The 21,407-nt window shown below is 60.5% G+C and carries 22 protein-coding genes; 7 read left to right on the forward strand and 15 right to left on the reverse strand.

The genetic code is table 11. The annotated features are described in order from the left end of the window. The first annotated feature begins 751 nt into the window (after window positions 1-751). Window positions 752-1,726: a D-glycerate dehydrogenase gene (locus D8U71_RS24625; protein ID WP_130888890.1), complete on the forward strand. Its 975-nt coding sequence runs from the start codon at window positions 752-754 to the stop codon at window positions 1,724-1,726. A gap of 139 nt (window positions 1,727-1,865) precedes the next feature. After that, window positions 1,866-2,375, forward strand: a complete 510-nt coding sequence (locus D8U71_RS24630) for a DUF2165 domain-containing protein (RefSeq protein ID WP_130888891.1) — start codon at window positions 1,866-1,868, stop codon at window positions 2,373-2,375. A gap of 18 nt (window positions 2,376-2,393) precedes the next feature. On the opposite strand, the gene D8U71_RS24635 is transcribed toward D8U71_RS24630, so the two are convergent. Beyond that, on the reverse strand, window positions 2,394-3,296 hold the full coding sequence (locus tag D8U71_RS24635; RefSeq protein ID WP_130888892.1) for a DMT family transporter: 903 nt from the start codon (window positions 3,294-3,296) through the stop codon (window positions 2,394-2,396). 140 nt (window positions 3,297-3,436) lie between these two features. On the opposite strand from D8U71_RS24635, the gene D8U71_RS24640 reads away from it, so the two are divergent. Then, the gene (locus D8U71_RS24640; RefSeq protein ID WP_071174437.1) at window positions 3,437-4,312 is read left to right on the forward strand and encodes an AraC family transcriptional regulator; all 876 of its coding nucleotides are present in this window, start codon (window positions 3,437-3,439) and stop codon (window positions 4,310-4,312) included. Between the two features lie 335 nt (window positions 4,313-4,647). Here the strand turns inward: D8U71_RS24640 and D8U71_RS24650 are convergent, their stop codons facing one another. The 6 genes from D8U71_RS24650 to D8U71_RS24675 all read right to left on the reverse strand — a co-directional run bounded on the left by D8U71_RS24650 (window position 4,648) and on the right by D8U71_RS24675 (window position 11,055). Beyond that, window positions 4,648-7,077 carry a TonB-dependent receptor gene (locus tag D8U71_RS24650; RefSeq protein WP_130888894.1) on the reverse strand — a complete coding sequence of 810 codons (2,430 nt, stop codon included), beginning with the start codon at window positions 7,075-7,077 and terminating at the stop codon, window positions 4,648-4,650. Window positions 7,078-7,289: 212 nt separating this feature from the next. Beyond that, window positions 7,290-8,279, reverse strand: a complete 990-nt coding sequence (locus tag D8U71_RS24655) for a FecR domain-containing protein (protein WP_130888895.1) — start codon at window positions 8,277-8,279, stop codon at window positions 7,290-7,292. Beyond that, window positions 8,276-8,842 carry an RNA polymerase sigma factor gene (locus D8U71_RS24660; RefSeq protein WP_016771621.1) on the reverse strand — a complete coding sequence of 189 codons (567 nt, stop codon included), beginning with the start codon at window positions 8,840-8,842 and terminating at the stop codon, window positions 8,276-8,278. Before D8U71_RS24660 ends, D8U71_RS24655 begins: the two co-directional genes overlap by 4 nt. A 1-nt stretch (window position 8,843) precedes the next feature. After that, window positions 8,844-9,170 (reverse strand): DUF3325 domain-containing protein, encoded by a 327-nt coding sequence (locus D8U71_RS24665; protein ID WP_122610800.1) that lies wholly within the window; start codon window positions 9,168-9,170, stop codon window positions 8,844-8,846. Then, window positions 9,170-10,753: a PepSY-associated TM helix domain-containing protein gene (locus D8U71_RS24670; RefSeq protein WP_130888896.1), complete on the reverse strand. Its 1,584-nt coding sequence runs from the start codon at window positions 10,751-10,753 to the stop codon at window positions 9,170-9,172. The genes D8U71_RS24665 and D8U71_RS24670 overlap by 1 nt, the downstream gene beginning before the upstream one ends. Next, window positions 10,750-11,055: a DUF3649 domain-containing protein gene (locus D8U71_RS24675; RefSeq protein WP_041479671.1), complete on the reverse strand. Its 306-nt coding sequence runs from the start codon at window positions 11,053-11,055 to the stop codon at window positions 10,750-10,752. Before D8U71_RS24675 ends, D8U71_RS24670 begins: the two co-directional genes overlap by 4 nt. Window positions 11,056-11,200: 145 nt before the next feature. Between D8U71_RS24675 and D8U71_RS24680 the strand changes: the two genes are divergently transcribed. The 3 genes from D8U71_RS24680 to fecA all read left to right on the forward strand — a co-directional run bounded on the left by D8U71_RS24680 (window position 11,201) and on the right by fecA (window position 15,082). Further along, window positions 11,201-11,731, forward strand: a complete 531-nt coding sequence (locus D8U71_RS24680) for a sigma-70 family RNA polymerase sigma factor (RefSeq protein WP_122881974.1) — start codon at window positions 11,201-11,203, stop codon at window positions 11,729-11,731. Then, window positions 11,728-12,660 (forward strand): FecR domain-containing protein, encoded by a 933-nt coding sequence (locus D8U71_RS24685; protein ID WP_130888897.1) that lies wholly within the window; start codon window positions 11,728-11,730, stop codon window positions 12,658-12,660. Before D8U71_RS24680 ends, D8U71_RS24685 begins: the two co-directional genes overlap by 4 nt. Window positions 12,661-12,748: 88 nt before the next feature. Next, window positions 12,749-15,082 carry a TonB-dependent Fe(3+) dicitrate receptor FecA gene (fecA, locus tag D8U71_RS24690; RefSeq protein ID WP_130888898.1) on the forward strand — a complete coding sequence of 778 codons (2,334 nt, stop codon included), beginning with the start codon at window positions 12,749-12,751 and terminating at the stop codon, window positions 15,080-15,082. Window positions 15,083-15,357: 275 nt separating this feature from the next. On the opposite strand, the gene dcm is transcribed toward fecA, so the two are convergent. The 7 genes from dcm to D8U71_RS24725 are packed head-to-tail and all read right to left on the reverse strand — an operon-like array spanning window position 15,358 to window position 19,912. Further along, window positions 15,358-16,209, reverse strand: a complete 852-nt coding sequence (dcm, locus tag D8U71_RS24695; RefSeq protein WP_130888899.1) for a DNA (cytosine-5-)-methyltransferase — start codon at window positions 16,207-16,209, stop codon at window positions 15,358-15,360. Further along, window positions 16,170-16,370 (reverse strand): Com family DNA-binding transcriptional regulator, encoded by a 201-nt coding sequence (locus tag D8U71_RS24700; RefSeq protein WP_130888900.1) that lies wholly within the window; start codon window positions 16,368-16,370, stop codon window positions 16,170-16,172. Before D8U71_RS24700 ends, dcm begins: the two co-directional genes overlap by 40 nt. Window positions 16,371-16,372: 2 nt before the next feature. After that, on the reverse strand, window positions 16,373-16,882 hold the full coding sequence (locus D8U71_RS24705) for a DUF4376 domain-containing protein (protein ID WP_130888901.1): 510 nt from the start codon (window positions 16,880-16,882) through the stop codon (window positions 16,373-16,375). Continuing rightward, on the reverse strand, window positions 16,876-17,886 hold the full coding sequence (locus D8U71_RS24710) for a glycine-rich domain-containing protein (RefSeq protein ID WP_130888902.1): 1,011 nt from the start codon (window positions 17,884-17,886) through the stop codon (window positions 16,876-16,878). The genes D8U71_RS24705 and D8U71_RS24710 overlap by 7 nt, the downstream gene beginning before the upstream one ends. After that, a complete protein-coding gene (locus D8U71_RS24715; RefSeq protein WP_130888903.1) occupies window positions 17,886-18,437 on the reverse strand; it encodes a phage tail protein I in 552 nt (183 codons plus the stop codon). Before D8U71_RS24715 ends, D8U71_RS24710 begins: the two co-directional genes overlap by 1 nt. Further along, window positions 18,430-19,551, reverse strand: a complete 1,122-nt coding sequence (locus D8U71_RS24720; protein ID WP_130888904.1) for a baseplate J/gp47 family protein — start codon at window positions 19,549-19,551, stop codon at window positions 18,430-18,432. Before D8U71_RS24720 ends, D8U71_RS24715 begins: the two co-directional genes overlap by 8 nt. Beyond that, entirely contained in the window at window positions 19,535-19,912 is a 378-nt protein-coding gene (locus tag D8U71_RS24725) for a GPW/gp25 family protein (RefSeq protein ID WP_130888905.1), read from the reverse strand. The genes D8U71_RS24720 and D8U71_RS24725 overlap by 17 nt, the downstream gene beginning before the upstream one ends. A gap of 93 nt (window positions 19,913-20,005) precedes the next feature. Between D8U71_RS24725 and D8U71_RS24730 the strand changes: the two genes are divergently transcribed. Beyond that, window positions 20,006-20,875: a hypothetical protein gene (locus D8U71_RS24730; RefSeq protein WP_130888906.1), complete on the forward strand. Its 870-nt coding sequence runs from the start codon at window positions 20,006-20,008 to the stop codon at window positions 20,873-20,875. Here the strand turns inward: D8U71_RS24730 and D8U71_RS24735 are convergent. Beyond that, window positions 20,872-21,405 (reverse strand): phage baseplate assembly protein V, encoded by a 534-nt coding sequence (locus D8U71_RS24735; RefSeq protein ID WP_130888907.1) that lies wholly within the window; start codon window positions 21,403-21,405, stop codon window positions 20,872-20,874. The two genes, D8U71_RS24730 and D8U71_RS24735, sit on opposite strands and share 4 nt — an antisense overlap. Window positions 21,406-21,407 lie beyond the last annotated feature (2 nt).

The following is a 21,407-nucleotide window of genomic DNA, read 5'->3' on the forward strand; positions in this document are numbered from 1 at the left end:
GGCCGCCTCCGCTGGCAAGCCAGCTCCCACAGGGACGGGGTGAATCTGGCAGAGATGGGTTGGCAGTGGAGACGCTTTCGCGAGCAGGCTCGCTCCCACAATTCTGGATCGTGTACATCAGCGAGATATGAGTCGGCTGTCAGGCCGCCTTCGCTGGCAAGCCAGCTCCCACAGAAAAGCAAAAGCAAGATCAAAAGATCGCAGCCTTCGGCAGCTCCTACAGTTGGATTGGGTACAACCTCAAGATCAGGTCGGCTGTCAGGCCGCCATCGCGAGCAGGCTCACTCCTACAAAAGCAAAGGCAAAGCAGCGCAGCTGCCCGCGGCGAAGCCGCCCCACTCAACAATGAGCGTTAGCTCGAGTGCTCTTGATCTTGATCCACCGGCGACGTCGGAAGGCTGAGTGGAGGGATTGATCCGGGCGTGGGAGCGCAGCGACCGTCTGGCGCAGCCAGACACAGCGGAAGGAGGTGCAGCGAAGCAAACCGGAGCCGCTGCGCCCGGATCAGTCCCGGAGCGAAGGGACCCGAGCCTGCGAGGGCCGAACGTAGGAGCTAGCGTTTTTTGCTTACTTTTTTAGGCGCTTGTAAAAAAGTAAGTCGCCGTCAGGCGAAACCGCCAGCCGCCGCACCGAAACCTTCGGATATTCACACCAGACAAACCAAGGCATGGTCGGCCCAGAGGCCGCCAAGACAACCCGAGCGAGAAAATGTTAGCGTGCTTGCAATCAAGCCCCGACGAGCCCAAGCCCAATGAAAAAAACAGTCCTGGCCTTCAGCCGCATCACCCCGCCCATGATCGAACGCCTGCAAGAAGAATTCGACGTCATCGTCCCCAACCCCAAGACCGGTGACATCAACGCCCAGTTCAACGAAGCCCTGCCCCACGCCCACGGCCTCATCGGCGTCGGCCGCAAACTCGGCCGCGCACAACTGGAAAGCGCAACAAAACTCGAAGTGGTTTCGAGCGTCTCGGTCGGCTACGACAACTACGACCTCGACTACTTCAACGAACGCGGGATCATGCTCACCAACACCCCCGACGTGCTCACCGAAAGCACCGCCGACCTCGCTTTCGCCCTGATCATGAGCAGCGCCCGCCGCGTCGCCGAACTCGACGCCTGGACCAAGGCCGGCCAATGGCAGGCCAGCGTCGGCGCCCCGCTGTTCGGCACTGATGTGCACGGCAAGACCCTCGGCATCGTCGGCATGGGCAACATTGGCGCCGCCGTCGCCCGCCGTGGTCGTTTCGGCTTCAACATGCCGATCATCTACAGCGGCAACAGCCGCAAGACCGAACTGGAACAGGAGCTCGGCGCACAGTTCCGCAGCCTCGATGAGCTGCTGGCCGAAGCCGATTTTGTCTGCCTGGTAGTGCCACTGAGCGACAAGACCCGTCACCTGATCAGCCATCGCGAACTGGCGCTGATGAAGCCGAGCGCGATCCTGGTCAACATCTCGCGCGGCCCGGTGGTCGACGAACCGGCACTGATCGAAGCCCTGCAAAACAACCGCATCCGTGGCGCCGGGCTGGACGTCTATGAAAAAGAACCGCTGGCCGAATCGCCGCTGTTCCAATTGAAGAACGCCGTGACCCTGCCGCACATCGGCTCGGCCACCACCGAGACCCGCGAAGCCATGGCCAATCGCGCCCTGGCCAACCTGCGCAGCGCCCTCCTCGGCGAACGGCCGCAGGATCTGGTCAACCCGCAAGTCTGGCGCGGCTGAAAAAAAGGCCGGCGCAACATTGCGCCGGCCTTCACCTTACATAACTTGCAACCGAACAAAAACGCCGGACCCAGCAACAGCAATATAAGCTCTCGCAACTTATCAACTTATTGATTAATTGCCATGGAGAGCCAATCCCGTGAAAACCCTGACCACCGACAAACTCATTCGTTACAGCAAAGTCATCTTGATGGCTTATATAAGTTTCTTTGGCTTGCTGGTGATGATTCATAACTTCACTGACTATGAGTCCAACTACACTTACGTTGCACATATCCTGAGCATGGACACCACCAACGCCAGTGAAAACATCATGTACCGCGCGATCGATTCGCCGATGATCCATCACCGGATCTACTGGTTCATCATCACCATGGAAGTCACCTATACCGTGCTTTGCCTGATCGGTACTTACCAGTTGTATCGCTACATCGATGCATCGCCAGCGGCATTCCATGAAGCCAAGAAGTTTTCGATCATGGGCATATTGGTCGCCATCTTCATTTATTACGTTTGTCTACAAACTGTAGGTGTCGAGTGGTTCGATATGGACACTTCGCTATCATGGAATGCCAAGGACTGGGCGAGGCATATTGTCGACTTCATCTTCCCGGTGATGATCTACATCACTTTGAAAGTTGAGCGCTGAAACCCAGCGCTCGCTTTATCAAGCCAACTTCCCTTGACCCGCAGACAACAGCACTTTCGGTTTACGAAACACCAACACGTTGCCCAACATCACCAAGACCAGCCCGACCAGCGCCGGTGCGGTCCATTGATAACCTTCGGCAAACGCCGACACGTTCAGGGCCACCACCGGGAACAGCACCGTGCAGTAAGCCGCCCGCTCCGGGCCCATGCGCCCGACCAGCGTCAGGTACGCAGTGAAGCCAATCACCGAGCCGGGAATCACTAGATACAACAGCGCACCGACATAACGCGGCGACCAGTCCATGGCGAAGGGGATGCCGTTGAACAGACACCACACCGTCAGCATCGCCGCGCCGTAGGCCATGCCCCAGGCGTTGGTGGTCAGCGGTCGCAATCCCGCTTTCTGTTGCAGACTCGAGAGCATATTGCCGGCGGAAAAACACAATGTGCCGCATAACGCCAATCCAAGGCCGAGCAGGGTTTGCGGGCTGGCTTGATGCCCGGCCAGTTCCGGCCAGAACAACAGCCCCAGACCCGACAGCCCCAACGCACCGCCCAGCAACACATTGCGCGCAATGCGCTGGCCGAAGAACACCCGTGCATTCAGCGCGTTCCACAACGTTGCCGTAGAAAACACCACCGCCACCAGACCGCTGGGTATCCACTGGCTGGCCGTCAGAAAGCACATGAAGTTCACACAGAACAGGCACAGCCCCTGGGCCACACAGACCAAGTGGCCTCGGCGGTTCATCGGTTGCAGGCGTCGGCTGAGCAGCAACAACGCAAACAGCACCAACGCGGCGAGGCCGAAGCGATAGACAATCGACACCGGGATTTCGACCACGCCCAATTGCCATTTCAAGGCAATCCAGGTGGTGCCCCAGATCAGCACGGTCAGCAGGTACAACGACAGGTTCATGGCACACACTCCTTAAACAGGCCTTGAGTGTCTGCCTCGGGCAGCCTTCGACGCTTGCACAATCTTGCGCTTTTGTCTGGCGGCAGGCTGGCAGCGCGGCGTCTACGGAGTAGGATGCAAAGCGTTAGAGAGAACCGAACATGGCCGCTATCGATACCCTGCAAGTCTTTCAAGCCCTCAACCGCTCGCCGAATGCACGCCTTGTGCACAGCGCCGAGCTCGGTGACGGCATGTCTGCGGCCTTGTGGACCAACCACCACGATGCCCAGGAATACGAAGCGCCAAGTCATCACACGCTGTCGTGCTACGTCGCCGGCGGCACCGGCACATTCCGTCGTGGCCAGCCGGGCCGCAAGGGCGGGCCGGACAAGCTGTGCATCCTGCCGGCCGATCATGAATCGGGCTGGGTGATCAATGGCGATATCCGTCTGGCGCACCTGTATTTCAGCGCCGAACAATTCGCCCTCGGTTGCGTCACGTTGCTCGATCGCGAACCGCGCGAGATGCAGTTGCGCGAGCAGACCTTTCTCGAAGATCCGCAGCAGGCGCAGCGCTTCCGGCAATTGCTGAATCTGAACTGGCAAGAGCCGGCCGAGCGCTTGCTGACCAGCAGCCTCGCCCATGAACTGATCAGCCACACCTTGCTCAGCCAGGTCGGTGCGCGCCAGGGCCTGCGCCTCAAGGGCGGGCTGGCGCCGCACCAGCGCCGACAACTGGTGGAGTTCATCGACAACCAGTTGGCCGAGCCGATCAGCCTCGGGCAACTGGCCGGGCTGTGTGCGCTGTCGGAATATCACTTTGCGCGGATGTTTCGCCTGAGCTTCGGCCTGCCGCCGCACCAGTACGTGCTGGCGCGGCGCTTGAGCCGAGCGCGCGAATTGTTGCGCGGCACGGCGCTGCCGCTGGGCGAGATCGCGCTGGCGTGCGGGTTTGCCAGTGCGAGCCATTTTACTAATCGGTTCAGGCAGGTTTTGGGTGGGACGCCGGGCGAGTATCGGCAGGCTTTTTTGCGGTAACCCCATTCCCCTCACCCCAGCCCTCTCCCAGAGGGAGAGGGGGCCGACCGAGGTGTCTCGCACTGTACGTCGACCTGAAACACCGAATCGATTATAGATTCAAAGCAACACGTTCAAGTCGGTGTACCTCTGGAATATCCCACGGTCAGTCCCCTCTCCCTCCGGGAGAGGGAGAGGGGCCGACCGAGGTGTCTTGCGGTGTACATCGACCTGAAAAATCGCATCGATTATGGATTCCAAGCATTACTTTCAGGTCGGTGTATCTCTCGAATATCCCACGGTCAGTCCCCTCTCCCTCCGGGAGAGGGCTAGGGTGAGGGGCTTTTGATCTTGCCTCAAAACTCCAGAGTGCTGGAAAGCGAAACCTGCCGCGAATCCCCCATCGACACAAAGAAGCGGCTCGCCGACGAGGTGTAATAGGTGCGATCAAACAGGTTCTTCACGTTCAACTGAAACTTGACCTTCTGCCCTTCAACCATGGTGTCGTAAGTGGCAAACGCATCCGCCACGGTGTAGCTCGGCAGGTCAAAATCATTCACCGCGTTGCCGGCACGCTCGCCGACGTACCGCGCCCCTGCCCCGACACGCAGTTGATCGCCGCCAAACACATTGCCGAAGTCATACACCGCCGACAGCGAGCCGGAATTCTTCGCTACGTTTTGCAGACGCTTGCCTTTGTATTCCGGGTCTTCGGTGACTTCGGCATCGGTGTAGGCGTAGCTGCCGATCAGGTTCCAGTGCTCGCTGAGCTGCCCGCTCAGGTCAACTTCCAACCCGCGTGAACGCACCTCGCCTGCCGCACTGTAAATCGTTGTCGGGCCTTCGGAATTGGCCACCAGTACGTTGCGTTTCTTGATGTCGAACAACGCGATATTGCCGGTGATGCTGCCGGGCATATCCAGCCGCGCACCCAGCTCCCACGACTTGGCTTCCTCTGGCGCGATGCTGCCGTCGAGCACGGTGCTGCTGCCGCTCAGCGGGGCGATGGTCGAGTTGGGTTTGAACGATTCGGTGTAGCTGCCGTAGAACGACAGCGCGTCGGTGTAGCGATACACCAGCCCTGCGCGCGGCACCCACTTCTGGCCATTGCTGTCGGTATTGGCCTTGAACGGCACGCCTTTGCCGGCGTACTGGTCGTACTCCTGAAAACGTCCGCCAGCGACGAGAATCCACTGCTCGTTGAGGTGAATCGAATCCTGCAGGAACAGCGAATCGCTGCGCAGCTTATCGGTCTGCGCACTGTCGGGCGCACTCACCGTAGTGCCCATCACTTCGCGACCATAGACCGGGTTGAGATAGCTGAACGTGGTCAGGCTTTTCTGCCGGATCAGATCCTCGCGGTAGATCTTGCGGTATTCATCATCAACGCCGAATACCAGATCATGCTGCATGCCCAGCACATTCACTTTGCCTTCGAGGCTGGCGGTGGTGAAACGATCGGTGCTGATCGCATTCTGCGTGCCGTCCATGCTGCGGGTCAGTGTGCCTTTGTTGGTGTCGATCGCCGTCACGCGCACCTGGCTGGCGTCGTAGGTTTCACGGTTCCAGCTGTAGCCGAAGTGAGCTTTCCAGTCGTCGTTGAGTTCGTGGTCGGCTTCGAAATGGTACAGGTCCGAGCGCCCTTCCATGTCGTTGAACGGCTCATCGAGACGCTGCTTGCGCGAGATATCGAGCGGATGATTGGTGCGCGGATCGATCAAGGTGCCACGGTCGAAGGGGGTGAGAAACTCGCGGTGCTCGTAGGCGAACAACAGCTTGGTGCGCTCGCCGTACCAGGCCAGCGACGGTGCGATCAGCGTCTCGCGATGGGTGCCGAAGTTGCGCCAGTAATCTTCGTCTTCATGATCGACGACCATGCGATAGGCGAAGCCGGAATCGCCCAGCGCCCCGGTGCTGTCGAAGGCGCCACCGCTGCCGTTCTTGCCGTCACCGTAGGTCGAACCGCGCACGGTCACGGCGTTGTACTGGGTCAGTTCCGGCTTCTTGCTGACCAGGTTGACCACACCACCCGGATCCTGAATCCCGTAGAGCAACGAGGCCGGGCCCTTGAGCACTTCGACGCGATCCACGGTCGCGTTCATGCCACGGCCCTGCACCAGCGGCATGCCGTCGCGCATGATCGAGCCGTTGCGATTGTCGCCGAAGCCGCGAGTCATCACCGAGTCCTGGGTACTGCCCAAGGTGTTGCCCTGGGTGATGCCGCTGACATTGGCCAGCGCGTCGTCGAGATTGCGCGGCGCCTGATCGCGAATGACCTGCGCCGGGATGACATTGACCGTCTGTGGGATTTCTTGCAGCGACGCCGATGAGCGCATCACCGAACTGGTTTCCGGCGGCTGATAGCTCATCGATTCGTCGCGCGTGGACGTGATGGTGGTGGCGCCGAGATTGAGCGCGCCTGCGGTCGGCATCGGCTCCAGCGCCAGGGTATGACTGTCGGTGCGGCGAAAGCTCAAGCCGGAGTTGCCGAGCAGGCGATGCAGGGCCTGTTCGGCGCTCATCTGGCCGTTGACTGCCGGGGCATTGAGACCGTACGGCGCTTCGTCGGTGTAGACCACGCTCTGCCCGGTCACGCGGCTGAAATCGCTCAGGGCCTGCGGCAACGGTTTGGCGGCGAGGGCAAAATTGAATTGCTGTTGCGCCTGATTGCTCACCGCTTCTGTCGCCAGCGCGATACTCATCGGCAGCAATGCCAACGCGGAAAAACTCAACGCAGACATGCCCAACCACTGTTTGACCGAACCGGATTTTGCCCTGGACTTCATTGCTCAATGACCTGTGTAGAACCGCAACGGATGCGAATGGCTCGCAGTTTCAGTCACTACACGGATGGGGCTCGGGGTTACCTCACCTTTAATTTGAAAATATTTTTCGGGGAATTTGTTGCCTGGGCTGACGCCTTCGCGAGCAGGCTCGCTCCCACCTTTGGAATGCGTACCCTGTGGGAGCGAGCCTGCTCGCGAAGAGGCCGGCAGCCTCAGCGCAAAATAATCAGCTGCCCCAACACCCGATGCTGCTCAAACCCCAACACCCCCTGCAGCGAATTGAGCACCGCTTGCGGATCCTTGCTCGGGAAACTGCCGCTGACCTTGCGCGCCGCCAGCTCATCGTTGAGCAGCACAATCCGCCCCGGGTAATAGCGGCGCAGATCCTCGACGACATCGGCCAGCGTGGTCTTGTAGTAAGTCAGCCAACCCTGACGCCAGGCCAGTTGCGCTTCACTGTCCACGGCATGCAGTTTTTCCGCAGTGCCGTCGGCATAAGCAACTTGCTGGCCGGCCGTGAGAATCTGTTGTTGGCCATGCTCATCCGCCGTCACCGCGACACGTCCGGACAATACCGTCACTTGCGCGCCGTGGAGTTGCCGGCGTACTTCGAACTGCGTGCCGAGCACCCGCGCCTCGCCCTGCTCCGCCGCCACCACAAACGGATCGCCAGTGTGAGTGACGCTGAAGAAAGCAGCGCCTCTGATCAATTTCACGCGGCGCTGGCCATGACTGAAATCCACAACAATCGCGCTGTCGGCATCCAGCGTCACTTGCGTCTGATCGGCCAGTGTCGCCGTGCGAATTTCCCCTGGTGCCGAGACATGATCGGCGCGCAGATCGTCGAGCCAGCGTTGCGCCTGCCACCCCGTGCCGAGGCTGATCATCAACAGCAGACACGCGGCCAGCGCCAGTGCTCCAGACCAACGCAACATCAGCGAACGACGCGGGGCATCCATCGCCCGCAGATAACCTTGCAGCGCGAACGCATCTTCATCGGCCAGCGTGCGCGCGGGGCTTTCGCTGAGTTCCCAGATCACCTGCGCCTGCGCATACGCTTGGGCATGGGCCGGGTCGGCGCGCAGCCATTGGCTGAAGGTCAGTTGATCGCCAGTGCTCGGGCGGTCGTGCAACAGGCTCAGCCAGGCCAGCGCGGCCTGCTCCTGGGCCGGCGTCGGTGTGATCGGATCGGATGGCTTCACGGTGCTTTCCCTGGCAGGCGTGGCGCGGGGTCGCGCAGGCTGGCCTTGCAGGCCTCGAGGGCGCGCATCATATGTTTTTCCACGGCACTTTGGGACAGGCCCATGGCCTTGGCGATCTCAGCGTACTTGCGCCCGTGAATGCGATTGAGCAGAAAGATCTGCCGGGTACGCTCGGGCAAGGCGCGCAATGCTGCTTCGACGTGACGCAGATCATTGCCGGCTTCGAGGGCGGCCTGGGGTTCGCTGCCATGGCTGTCGGGTTCGTCCGGCTGCCAGCCTTCATTGACTCGCGTGCGCGTGCCTTCGCTGCGCAGATGGTCGATGGCGATGTTGCCGGCGCAGCGCAGCAGATAAGTGCTGAGCTCTTCGACCTGCACCAGCGGCCGCCGCCAGAAGCGCAAAAACAGATCCTGGACCAGATCCGCCGCCGTCGCCCGACAACCGACGCGCCGATTCACCAGCGCCTCCATTTGCGCACGCTGGGACAGAAACACCTGAAGAAAATGCGCACGCGCGCCACGCGCTTCATCGTCACGCGATTCCGGTGGCAGACCGATCAGCACTTCAGCACTGCGCCCAGGCGGCGACCGGGCTGGCCAACAGGCTCAAGCCGGCCAGGGCCATGGCCAGACGCGGGCGATACGGCAGCAACAGCACTAATGCCAAAGCGCTGAGCATCAGCACCGCGAACCAGTCGACCAGACCGAAACTCCAGCCACTGGCCGCGACCGCCGCCCACAGCGAAAGCGCCAGCAACAGCCATCCCGCCAGCGCCAGACCCTGACGGCGGCGCGTCGACGGTTTGGCGCCGAGCAATTCGGCGTGATGACGTGGCATCGACAGGCACAACGCGGTGAAGCCGGCATAGGTGAGCAACAGGGCCAGCAGCATCAGTTGGCCCCCTGTTCGACTGTGATCGAGCGAGGCGAAGAACTTGCTTTGCGAACGCTGACGGAGTCGCCCGTACGCTGCATCTTGCGCGCAGCCCAGCCGAGAAAAAGCCCCGTCGCCAGACACGTCAGATCAAGTCCGGCCAGTGCCCAGTCGCGCTGCATCAGGGTCGCGCCAAGATTCCACGGTGTGGTCAGCGCATTGATCAGCGGCACCGCGATAAACAGCGCGGCGCCGAGCGTCAGCTGTTCGATCCACGCCTTGCGCCCCGGACGCAACACGGCGTGCACCACACTCAGACCCCAGGCTATGAAGAACGCATTCACTTCCCAATCGGCCCGCCCCGCCAGACTCACCGGCAACAGTCGATTGGCCAAAAAGAACACCGCCACCGCCGATACCAGGCCGGCCATGCTGGCGATATTAAGCACCTCGACCAGGCGCAGTTCGAACGGCAGCGCCGCGCTTTTCACGTGCTTGAGCTGCCGCTTGCCGAGCCAGATCACCAGCCCGGTGCCAATCATCGCCGTGCCAGCCAGTCCGCAAATGAAATACAGCCAGCGCAACAGCGGCCCGGCGAAATGCCCCATGTGCAGACCATAAAACGCGCCACCCACCGCCATCGCCATCGGTTGATCGGGGGTACTGCTCAGAAGCTGTCCGGTGACGCCGTTGAAGGTCACCGCCCGGCCGAAATCATGCACCACCCGATCGCCCGCGCGGGACAGCACCACCGTAGCGCTGGCATCGCCCGGATTGCTCACCGACAGGCGCGCGGTGTGGCCGCCCGACCACTGCTCGCTGGCCTTGGCCAGTAGCGGCGCCATGGCGGTCAGCGGTGCGGCGACATCGGCGCGCTCGGGCGTCTTCGAGGCGGGAAAGACTTCGTCGTAGAACTTGCGCACGTCGCTGCCGTAAGAGGCAACGATGCTCGCCGGCATAACCATCGACATGAAAATCACCAGGCTGCTGTAAGTGATCATCAAATGAAACGGCAGCACCAGCACGCCCACGGCGTTATGCCCGTCGAGCCAGGAACGCTGGCCCTTGCGCGGGCGGAAGGTGAAGAAGTCCTTGAAGATTTTCTTGTGGGTGATGATGCCGCTGATCAACGCAACGAACATCACCATTGCGGCTATAGTCGCCAGCCAGCGCCCCCACGGGTAAGGCATCTGCAACTGGAAGTGGAAACGGTAAAAGAACTCGCCGCCCATGCTTTCGCGGCCCTGCACCTCGGCCCCGGTCTGAGCGTCGAGAGTTCGGGATTCGAAGCGGCCGCGCTCGCCGGGTTTGCCCGGCGCCTGCTGCCAGCGCACCGTCAGGCCGGGGTCGCGGGCATTGGGCAAATCGATCAGCCAGCGCGAGGCACCGGCGGCGTGTTGTTGCAGATAATCTTGCGCCAGCGCCAGGCTCGCTTCGCTATCAAGCGAATGTGCAGCGATTTCCGGCTGCATCCAGTGGCTGATTTCATCTTTGAAATAAGCGAGCGTGCCGGTGAGAAAAATCGCGAACAGCAACCAGCCGAACACCAGCCCGGCCCAGGTGTGCAGCCAGGCCATCGCCTGCCGGAAGCCCTCTTTCATGCCAGCCCCAGACCGCGCGCGGCACCGGAAACGGTGGCGAGAATCACGCTCGGCACCAACAGGCCGACCCACGCCGACCACGCGCTGCGGCAGGCAAAACACCAGAGCACCGCGACCAGATAGACCAGAAAGGACACGGTCATGCCAGTGACCACCGCTTCGGCGCGGTTCAGCGGCAGCCACAACGTCAGGGTGACACTGGCCAGCGCCGCGACCAGATAGCCGCCGAAAATCGCCGCCAGCACTCGCGAAGTGACGGCCAGACGATAGGACATGGGAAGGGTGGCGAGTTTGCCTTTCATGTTTCGACCCTGAAACGGAAACGTTCGGCCGACAAGCCGAATCTACAGGCGAGCAATATTAATGATAAATATTCTCATACGCAAAAGCATCTGATTGCCGGACACTCTCGCCAGCCTCTACAATGCGAACCGTTCTTGTTCTCTAATGCACGTTCTCTACGCAAGTTTTGCGTCCGGAGTGATTTCGTTGCCGCCCGCCCATCCCGTCGAATCGCTCTACCATGCTCATCACAGCTGGCTCACCGGCTGGTTGCGGCGCAAGCTCGGCTGCCCGGACAGCGCGGCGGATCTGGCTCAGGACACGTTCATCAAGGTGCTGACCGCCCGCGAACCACCGATGATCATCGAACCGCGCGCCTTTCTCACCACTTTGGCCAAGCGCGTGCTGTTCAATCATTACCGGCGCCAGGATGTGGAACGCGCCTACCTCGAGACACTGGCGCAGATGCCTGAGATGGTTGCGCCGTCGGAAGAGCACAAAGCGATCATCCTGCAGACGTTGATCGAACTCGATGAGCTGCTCGACGGCTTGCCGCGCCAGGTCAAACGCGCCTTTCTGCTCGCGCAGGTCGATGGTCTGACTTATCCACAGATCGCCGCAGAACTGGGCATCTCAGTGGCCACGGTCAAACGCCATCTGAACAAAGCGGCCATGCGCTGCTATTTCGCCCTGTGAATCGCGCGCCGGACTTCTCTGCGCAAGTCGCCGAACAGGCGGTGCACTGGTTGCTGGAAATGCAGCAGGGCACCCTCACCCCGCGCCAGCAGCAGGCCTGGCAACAATGGCTGGATGCGCACAGCGAACACCGCCGGGCGTGGGAACACATGCAACGGGTCAACCAGCGCTTGCGCGGCGTTTCGTCGCCGTTGGCCCACGCGGCGTTGAACGGACCGAAGTCCGGCAGCCGCCGTCAGGCGTTGAAAATGTTGCTGATTCTCGGTGCCGGCTCAGCGGCGACCTGGGGCATGCGCGAGCACACGCCGTTGCCGTCGCTGCTCGCCGATTACCGCACGCCGGTGGGCCAGCGGCGCAAGATCGGCTTGGGCGGTGCCGATTCGTTACAGCTCAATACCGCAAGTTCCGTCGATGTCGATGACGCGCAGCGTACGATTCGTCTGCTCGAGGGCGAAATGCTGTTGAGCGCTGCAAATCCGTTCGAGATACGCACGGCACACGGCGTGCTGAAAAGCCAAGGTGCGCGCGTCAATGTGCGGCAGTTTGCCGATCGCACGCAGATCGCCCTGTTCGAAGGACGAGTCGAACTCATCGCCAGCCAGCGCGCGCCCCTGCTGCTGCCGGTCGCGCGGCAGTTGAGTTTTACTGCCAGCTCCGTCAGCGCGGCCAAACCACTGGACGCCAACAGTGGTGCGTGGACTGACGGCATGCTGGTCGCCGCCCATATGCGCCTCGGCGACTTCCTCGAAGAGCTTGGCCGCTACCGGCGCGGGCAGCTGCGGTGCGACAGCCAGGTTGCCGATTTGCTGATTTCCGGGACGTATCCACTGGATGACAGCGAGCGGATTCTCGACCTGTTGCAGATCAGTCTGCCGGTCAGAGTGAAGCGCTTTACCCGTTATTGGGTGAGCGTCGAAGCGCGGGTGTAAAAAAACGCCAAAACCATGAGCCGTTTTTCAGATCTGGCGTGACAGAGAAGGAAAGCCCCCTTGATTCCACCTTCTCAGGATCATCCACATGCAGCCCACCCGCCTTACCCCACTGGCCCGCAGCCTGCGCAATCTTCTGCTCGGCGCCAGCCTGAGTTTCACCGCCTTGCCCGCTGCGCTGGGCGCCGAAACCAAGGTTTATCACATCGCCCCGGCGTCGCTGGAAACCGCGCTGAACCAGTTTGGCCGTGAAGCCGGCGTGCTGATTTCCTTTGGCTCGCAAGTCACCAGCGGTGTGCAGAGCCGGGGTCTGGAGGGCAATTACACGATGCAACAAGGCCTCGATGCCCTGCTCGAAGGCACCGGCCTGCAAGCCCGCGCCGAAGGCGACAATGCCTTCAGCCTGCAACCGCTGGCTGACGCGGCGCTGGAGCTGGGCACCTCGACCGTAGTCGGCGACTGGCTCGGCGATGCGGCGCAGATCAATGTCTTCGAACACCCCGGGGCACGTGATGTGATCCGCCGCGAAGAATTCGAACGCCAGGGCGCGACCCAGGCCCGCGATGTGCTCAACCGCATCCCCGGTGTGAATGCGCCGGAGAACAACGGCACCGGCAGCCACGACATGGCGCTGAACTTCGGCATTCGTGGCTTGAATCCACGCCTGGCCGCGCGCTCGACAGTATTGATGGACGGCATCCCGGTACCGTTCGCGCCGTATGGTCAGCCGCAGTTGTCGTTCGCGCCGATCAGCATGGGCAACATGGATGCGGTGGACGTGGTGCGTGGCGGCGGTGCGGTACGTTACGGCCCGCAGAACGTCGGCGGCGTGGTCAACTTCGTGACCCGGGCGATTCCGGACGAGCCAACGGTCAAGGGTGGTTTCCAGACTGAAACCAGCCCATCGTCGAGCCACGACGGTTTCAAGACCAGCGCCAATCTGCTGGCCGGCGGCACCAACGCCAACGGCCTCGGTGGTGCGCTGTTGTACTCCGGCACCCGTGGCGGTGACTGGCGCGAACACAGCGACACCGAGATCGACGACCTGATCCTCAAGGGCAAATATCAGCTCGACGAAGCCAACAGCTTCAACGCCATGGCCCAGTATTACGAAGGCAAGGCCGACATGCCCGGTGGTCTCAACGTCGCCGATTACGATGCCGATCCGTATCAATCGACGCGGCCGAAAGATCAGTTCTGGGGGCGCCGCACGATGTTCAACTTCGGCTATCGCTATCAGGAAGATCGCCGCGAATTCACCGCCAACACCTTCTTCACCAAAACCCTGCGCAGCGGTTATCTGGATCAGGGCACATTCCTTTCGCTGTCGCCGCGCGAGTACTGGGTACGTGGCCTGGAAACCCGTTTCGCCCAAGGCTTCGACCTCGGTCCGAGCAGTCACGAAGTCGGCGTCGGCTATCGCTACATCAACGAGGCCGGCCACGAACTGCGTTATCGCACGCCGATCAGCGCCAACGAATACCCAACCACCAGCAGCCGCAACGACCGCGACACTCGCGGTGGTACCGAGGCCAACGCGTTCTTCGTCGATGACCGCATCGACATCGGCAAATGGACCATCACCCCGGGCGTGCGCTACGAGATGATCGAGTCGCAACAGACCAACAACCTGACCAACGTCAAATACAAGGGCGACTACAACACCGCGCTGCCGGCGCTGAACGTGCTCTATCACCTCACCGACAGCTGGAATCTGTATGCCAACACCGAAGGCTCGTTCGGCAGCGTGCAATACAGCCAGATGCCCAACCGCGTGAGCAGCGGCGAGGTGAAACCGGAAAAGGCCCGCACCTGGGAACTCGGCACGCGCTATGACAACGGTGCCCTGCGCGCGGAGATCGGCGCATTCCTGATCAACTTCGACAACCAGTACGAAAGCAACCAGACCAACGACTCGGTGATCGCTCGCGGCGAAACCCGCCATCAGGGCATCGAGACCAGCGTCAATTACGCGCTCGACGACTTGAGCCCGGCGCTGGCCGGTTTCGATGTCTACGCCAGTTATGCCTATGTCGACGCCACCATCCGCGAGGACGGGCCGAACAAAGGCAACCGCGTGCCGTTTTCCTCCAAGCACAAAGGCACGATTGGCGTCGGTTATACCGAAGGGCCATGGAAGATGAATCTGGACAGCAGCTTCCAGAGCGACCAGTTCGCCGACAACGCCAACACTTCGAAAGAAAGCGCCGATGGCAGCACCGGCAAGATCCCCGGCTACATGCTGTTCAGCAGCCGCGCCGGGTATGACTTCGGCCCGCAGTTGTCTGATCTGAATGTGGCGGTGGGGGTGAAGAACATCTTCAACACGCAGTACTTCACACGCTCGTTCGATGACAACAACAAGGGCAAGTACGTGGGTGAGCCGCGGACGGTTTATGTGCAGACGACGGTGGCGTTCTGACCGCAGCCCATTGAAGATCAAAAGCCCCTCACCCTAACCCTCTCCCAGAGGGAGAGGGGACTGACCGAGGTGTATTTACGATTTACGCTCGCCTGCAATATCGAGCCGAACGCTGGACTTGAAAACAACCGGAATCGGCCCCCTCTCCCAGAGGGTGAGGTGATGCCGCGCGCATAAAACCATGACCATTGCGCGCGGTATTTGGGGTTTGGTTCTTTTGCACGGGGTGCAACGGAATTGCAGGATGGTAGCGGGATTTTGATCCCGCTGTGGGGTTAGTGGGCTTTGATTAGTTTTTCGGCGATCCATTGCGCGATTTGCGGGACGACGGCGTTTCCGGCAGCGAAAGCTTCTGCAAGGTTGGACGCATCCAGTCCAAGGCAAAGCCCATCATCGTCAGACGTTCGCTGCCGCTCAACCATCTGATGCCATCCGTTCGGGTGAGCGACGAAAGTGGTACAGCCCATAGCGATCTGGGAGCCGGCTTTGTTTGCCAATAGAGTATTGGCAGCCCATGCATCCGCGGGCCGTGGCCAGGGTTGCGATTGAGACGCTGGAGGTATTGCGTCCACTGGCGCGGCGTCAGCCAGCAGCTCGATGGGGGGCATTCGGTGATGACCGGCGACCAGGAATATTCGGCGACGTTGCTGGGGGACTCCGAAATATTGAGCATTAAGCACTCGCCAGCATCCCACATACCCGCTGTCCGCAAGGGCCCGGATGACTGTTTGAAAGTCTCGGCTATCGTTGATAGCGAGCAAGTTAACGACGTTCTCAAGGACCACCCAGCGAGGTTGTGTTTCTTTGAGGATGCGTATGACTTCCCAAAACAGGCCGCTGCGCTGGCCTTGCAGGCCTCGGGTGTGTTGGTTGCCGGGGCGGCTGCCGGCGTTGCTGATGTCTTGGCAGGGAAAGCCTGCGGTGATGACGTCGACGGATTGCAGATTGTGGGCGCCGCAGTGGCGCACGTCTTCGTGTTGGGTGGCATGCGGAAATCGGTCGGCAAGGACAGCCCGGTTGGTGGGGTTGAGTTCCACTTGCCAGGCGGTGCGGTAGCCTGCTTTTTCGAATCCTTCATCAAAACCTCCTATGCCTGCGAACAGGCTTCCAATGGTGGGCTGGGGCACGGCTGCGCTCTTGTGGGCAGATGCTCAGGGCATTCGGATAGGAGGCTCGGGGCCTTCAGATGATTGAGTGTCCGGCAGCGCGGGCACTTGATTTGCAGTTCGGTGAAGCTTTGGGCGGCGGCGAGTTTGCGGTGGCATTGGCCACAGCGGATGTCTTGCATGTTTATGTCCCTGGGGCGGTTGGCCAGCCGTGGTCGAGCATGTCGGGGGAGTAAGTGCCTTTATTCAACGCGTCGAGTAATTCGAATTCACGGTTGAAGCAACCTTGTATGTGGCTGCGCACGGCAGTGGCCAAGCCGATCAGTTGTGTCGCGGTAAGTTCGACCGGGCCGTTTAGGGTTTTCCAAGTGCAGGTGTAGTTGGGGTCGATCAGCGCTGATACCGCCGCTGCCGTGATCAGGGCTTGGCTTTCGCGGCTGGTCTCAATGGATATCCGGTCGAGGGTCAAGCCGGCTGTTTCGTGCTGGTAACGTGCAGCGGCGATTGTTCGTGAATGATCGATGGTCGGCGCTGGTGCCGGTGAGAACACACCATCTATCCACTGCATGCCTGGTTGGGTGTAGCGCGGACAGATCACCCAGATCAGTGCGGGATGAAATCTGTCCGTTGGGTCGATGGTGGTGATTTCAGCGACGGTGGCGTTTTCAATTCGAGCCCATGTGTTGGTCACCATTGGATGGTCACCCGGCCAGCCGCGCCATTGGGTGCCACGCTGGCGCCACGGCCGCCGCCGCCATGCCCAGGTGTTAAGGGCGCGGTGGGGTCATCCCACGAAGCGCCGGACTCACCACCTCCACCTGCGCCGCCTATAAAGCCAACATTGTGAGCGCTGCCGACAGGATGGCCTCCGAAGCCAATGGATTCGTTTTCATCGCCCCCTACGCCTACGCCACCATGAGGTGCCTGACCATCGAGTCTTCCGCCGTATCCCTGGGTTGCATTGAGGTAAATGCCGAAAGACGACGTCCCACCGTTCCCACCTTGGGTGTTCATATGGGACGCCCCGATACCGCCCGCGCCGACGGTTATCGTTACGGATTTCAGGCCACGTAAATCGACCAGTTTTCTGGCGATGCCTGCGCCCGATCCTCCCGACGGGCCTGGATGGGTCATGGAACGTGCGCCACCACCGCCGCCGCCAATGACGACGACCCATGCCTTGGTCACGCCTGAGGGTACATCCCAAGTGTAAATCCCGGGCTTGGAGTAAACCTTGCAGCCGCGGAACGGGAAAAGAGCGGCAAGCGTATGGGGCGTCACAAATGTGTTGGTTTCAACGCCTGATCTAACGGCGAATTGGATCGCGATCCGCGCGATTCCCGATGCTCTTTCGGTGGCTTGTACCGTTTTGGATGCGATCGCCTGATGAACCCCCAGCGCGTTGATCGGTTTGTGCGTGTCAGTGCCTTCTTCAGCTTCGTATTGGCTGGCGAAGGCGACTGCGTAATCAGACAAATAACGAAAGGCAGAGCGCGCGTAGGTCAGCTGTTTGGCTTTGCCCACCGACTCCGTCCCACTGATCAACGCTTCGATCTTCTGTTTTAACCAAACGGTGCGATTGCTCAGTTGTTTGATGGGCAGATTGGTCACGCCCTCGGGGCCGCCGACGACGGGGTCGGAGGTCTCGATCTGGTAGACGCCGGGCGTCCATTGGTTGGTTTCGGGTAGGTCGGCCATTAGCTGCTTCCGTGGTTGTATTGGCCGTCGTAACGGGCGACTGCGTTGTAGCGGATGGCGACAGCTTGGTAGTCGAGTGAGACCAGCCGGCAGCGCGCCGGGGCGACGGATAGAAGGACGCGGCGTATGAGTACCGCTTGATCGTTGGTGATGGTGCGTTTGAGGATGACGCGGTACAGCGGCCAGACAGTTGGCGGGCTCGGCTGGTTGTCGGCTTGGGTTTGCGGGCCTTCTTGCAGGGTGACTTCGCCGAAACCGAGCAAGTAGATGACTTCGCGGATCGCCCACGGGGTGCCCTTGAAACGGTGCAGTTCGATGGCGTTTTTGATGAGGTTGCGCTTGGCTTGCTCGGACTCGGCCAACTGCCACGCGGCTTCGTCCAGCAGTGAGAACTGGTCGGCCAGGTGTGGTAGCAGCCTGGGTTTTACCAGGTCGATCAGGTAGACGAGCATGGCGTTGAGGTCGAGATCGGCGAGTGACTGGTCGAGCAGTTCGCACAACAGCGTGAAGCGCGCGTCGCCGGCCAGCGCAGGGGTTAGCGGGTCAGCCATCGGCGATCCCGGCGTCAGTCAGCTTGATGGCGGTGCAATGTGCCCATTGGTTGCTTTGAAGCTCACGCAGGTTGACCGGTTTTTTTACGTCCGCGCGGTAAACGCCGGGCACTTGCAGCGCGGCGGTGAGTTGTTCCGGGACGAGATCGTGCCCCAGCGCGGCGCTGCATGTTTGGGCATAGCGTGTAGCGGCGGCTTTTGCTGCCGCCATCACGGCGCTGCGGTCGGCGTTTGCATACAACGTGAGGTGGGCGGTGATCTGGTAGCGGACCTCGATGGGCGCGGCCGCGATTACGGTGTCGCACAGCGGCCGCAGTTTTTCGCCGCTGATTTGCTCTGTGATGTCTTCCAGCAGTTGCGGCGACGGCAGGCCATCGGCGGTCAGCGGAAAGAGCGCAACGTGACCGTCGGGTTGGCCTTCGTCGGGGCCGTGGACGGCGACATCGATGATGGATTGGTGCACGGCCAGCGTGTGATAGCGGTAAGCGGCGCGGCTGCCGGCGTTGCTGAAGGCCTCGGGCGCCAGGATGATGCGCTCGCGGTAGCGGTCGTCGTTTTCGTCTTCGGCACCGTTGGCCGTGGTGGTTGTGTTGCTGGCCGTGAGGCTTGGGTCTGGCGCGTTGATGAGCGCGCTGATCTGGCCGAGGGTCCAGCCATTGCCTTGCTCGCCCAGCGTCTGGCACGTGGCGGTGACCGACACTTCGGTCTGATCGGCTGGCAGCGTTACGTCACGGTCGGTGGTGAACACGACTTTGGCGTCTTGCGTGCTGACGCGTGTGCCTACCGGGATGAGCAACGCTTGAGCGGTCGCGGTAGGCAGACTGAAACGCACGGTGCACCGGGCGGCTTTGGCCAGCAGACGCGGCGTGGCAACCAGTTCGCCCAGATAATCGAGGATCGGGCCGCGGGCGAAGCGCACCAACAGTTGTTCGCCAGCGTGTTGAATGCTCATCTGCAAGCGGGACACGGCGTAGGCGATTTGATCGATGTACAGCCGCTCGATCTGTGCCGGGTACAGGGTTTTGCCGGATGCTTTCTCGTAGCGGGCGATCAGATCCGCCTCCAGCGCGGCGGGGTCGATATTGATGAATTCGGGTTTAGGCAACGCGCGCATACGGCACCTCGGTGAGCTGCTGGCGCTGGCCGGTGATGCGCCATTGCACGCGGGCAGTGATGTGGTGGGCGCTGATCTGGATGTGGACTTGATCGACCGAGACGCGCGGCTCCCACTGGCGCACGGCGTCGAAGGCTTCGCGCACCAAGTGCGGCGTGACGCGATCGGTGGGCCAGTCAAGGTAACGGTGCAAGTTGCTGCCGAACTCGGGACGGTGCGGGTCGCTGCCTTTGGGGGTGGTGAGGATGATGCGCAGGGATTGGTCGATGTCGCGCAGGCCTTCGACGATCTCGCCGGTGGTGCCGAGTGCGGGTTGCCAGTGGGCTGCGGTGATGTGGGTGTGGGGGATGGGCGTATTCATGGGCCCATGGTGCTAAACCTAAGGGCGCCGAGCTTTTAATCGCATTTAAAGAGATGCACTATCTCGCACTATTACAAATAAAAAGGGCATGGAATGAGCCGGTTTCTTCTCTACATAGACATCTTGGGGTTCTCTGACATGACCCGAGATGAGCCTCGAAAGGTGGCTAGGGTCTATTCGATTCTCGATACGCTCAATGCTCATCATCAAACAAATTTCAGTACGATCGTTTTTTCAGACACCATCTTGGTTTACAACACGGCTGATGCTGGAAGTGATCACGCGCGAGAGGATTGCGTTTGGCTGCTGACAGAGTTCGCAGAGGATCTTCACCACCGATTGACGGGACAAGACATTTATTTTCGTGCCGTTTTGGTTGAAGGCGATTTCACTCATTACAAGCTAGAAAACGTCGAATGCTTTTTCGGGGGGGCGCTGATTGATGCGCACAATGCTGAGAAAGGTATTCCTTCGCTCGGCCTCTTTATGAGCGCCGCCTGCGTCAAATACAATCGTTTTTTCCGTACTGCACCGTTCAGCGATCAGTTCGAGTTTGTTTATCTTAACCGCAGCCTAGAAGATCTGAACAAGCTATCCACGGGTATATATCCCTTCGACCTCGAACTGCCAGGTGACGACTACGCACCCTATGTGCCTTGGCAGGTACGTTTTTTGAAAGATGTCCACTTTCAAATGCGCTCACATAAATCCCCGCTCGTGAGAGTGAAATTTCTGACTGCTTGGGATTTTTACTACAAACGTTACCCGGAGATGCTGCAAGCGCTGATCGAACACAATTTCGACCTCTCGGCCCTTGGTCCCGCCGGCACATGGAAGAGTTTGGAGCAGACAATGGAAAGTGACATCAAATACTTCAAACGCATTGGCAGTGGTACCGCTCTCTCAATGGCCCTCACACAAACCTACAAAAAGAAGAAGCCCACCCCCGCGAAAAAGCTTTAATGCTTGTGGTGGTTCGAGTTTCCCCCATCATCCGTGACTGTGCCGTTAGCGTGAATATTGCCTCTAACAAGTAGGTTGCCATTAAACCTGACCTGCTGGACGTCAAGAGTTGCCGACGGCGTTTTCACCAGAATTGATTCATTCGCTTCAATTGTGATTTTGTCTCCGCATTTCATACTCAACGCGCCAACACACTCCAACCTCATAACCCCCGCCACCCGGTCATACGCCACCACCGTCCCATCGCTATACCGCACAAATTCCGTGTCCTCATCCACCACCGGTGGGGGCTCCGCCGTCGAATAAATCCCGCCCAAACAAACCCCGCCCACGCCATCCGCGTCCAGCAGCACCGCCACCTGTTCGCCGATCTCAGGCATCAGTGGTCGGCGTTGGGTGCCTTGGGTGTTGCGTTGGGGAATGTTGAGCCAATAAGTCTGGAGGCCGTCGCGGTCGTCGAGGCGTACGCGCAGGCGGCAGGTTTGGTGGTCCAGGGCGGTGACTTCGCCGTATTCGAGTTGGGTGGGCATGG

Origin of the sequence: Pseudomonas sp. Sample_21, assembly GCF_004307525.1 — a bacterium.
Classification (GTDB): domain Bacteria; phylum Pseudomonadota; class Gammaproteobacteria; order Pseudomonadales; family Pseudomonadaceae; genus Aquipseudomonas; species Aquipseudomonas atacamensis.

Bases quoted from the DNA above. Each gene is read 5' to 3' on its own strand.
- D8U71_RS24625 (WP_130888890.1), top strand. From the start codon at position 752: ATGAAAAAAACAGTCCTGGCCTTCAGCCGCATCACCCCGCCCATGATC.
- D8U71_RS24635 (WP_130888892.1), bottom strand. From the start codon at position 3,296: ATGAACCTGTCGTTGTACCTGCTGACCGTGCTGATCTGGGGCACCACC.
- D8U71_RS24640 (WP_071174437.1), top strand. From the start codon at position 3,437: ATGGCCGCTATCGATACCCTGCAAGTCTTTCAAGCCCTCAACCGCTCG.
- D8U71_RS24650 (WP_130888894.1), bottom strand. From the start codon at position 7,077: ATGAAGTCCAGGGCAAAATCCGGTTCGGTCAAACAGTGGTTGGGCATG.
- D8U71_RS24665 (WP_122610800.1), bottom strand. From the start codon at position 9,170: ATGCTGCTGGCCCTGTTGCTCACCTATGCCGGCTTCACCGCGTTGTGC.
- D8U71_RS24670 (WP_130888896.1), bottom strand. From the start codon at position 10,753: ATGAAAGAGGGCTTCCGGCAGGCGATGGCCTGGCTGCACACCTGGGCC.
- D8U71_RS24675 (WP_041479671.1), bottom strand. From the start codon at position 11,055: ATGAAAGGCAAACTCGCCACCCTTCCCATGTCCTATCGTCTGGCCGTC.
- D8U71_RS24680 (WP_122881974.1), top strand. From the start codon at position 11,201: ATGCACGTTCTCTACGCAAGTTTTGCGTCCGGAGTGATTTCGTTGCCG.
- fecA (WP_130888898.1), top strand. From the start codon at position 12,749: ATGCAGCCCACCCGCCTTACCCCACTGGCCCGCAGCCTGCGCAATCTT.
- D8U71_RS24700 (WP_130888900.1), bottom strand. From the start codon at position 16,370: ATGCAAGACATCCGCTGTGGCCAATGCCACCGCAAACTCGCCGCCGCC.
- D8U71_RS24705 (WP_130888901.1), bottom strand. From the start codon at position 16,882: ATGGTGACCAACACATGGGCTCGAATTGAAAACGCCACCGTCGCTGAA.
- D8U71_RS24710 (WP_130888902.1), bottom strand. From the start codon at position 17,886: ATGGCCGACCTACCCGAAACCAACCAATGGACGCCCGGCGTCTACCAG.
- D8U71_RS24715 (WP_130888903.1), bottom strand. From the start codon at position 18,437: ATGGCTGACCCGCTAACCCCTGCGCTGGCCGGCGACGCGCGCTTCACG.
- D8U71_RS24720 (WP_130888904.1), bottom strand. From the start codon at position 19,551: ATGCGCGCGTTGCCTAAACCCGAATTCATCAATATCGACCCCGCCGCG.
- D8U71_RS24725 (WP_130888905.1), bottom strand. From the start codon at position 19,912: ATGAATACGCCCATCCCCCACACCCACATCACCGCAGCCCACTGGCAA.
- D8U71_RS24730 (WP_130888906.1), top strand. From the start codon at position 20,006: ATGAGCCGGTTTCTTCTCTACATAGACATCTTGGGGTTCTCTGACATG.
- D8U71_RS24735 (WP_130888907.1), bottom strand. From the start codon at position 21,405: ATGCCCACCCAACTCGAATACGGCGAAGTCACCGCCCTGGACCACCAA.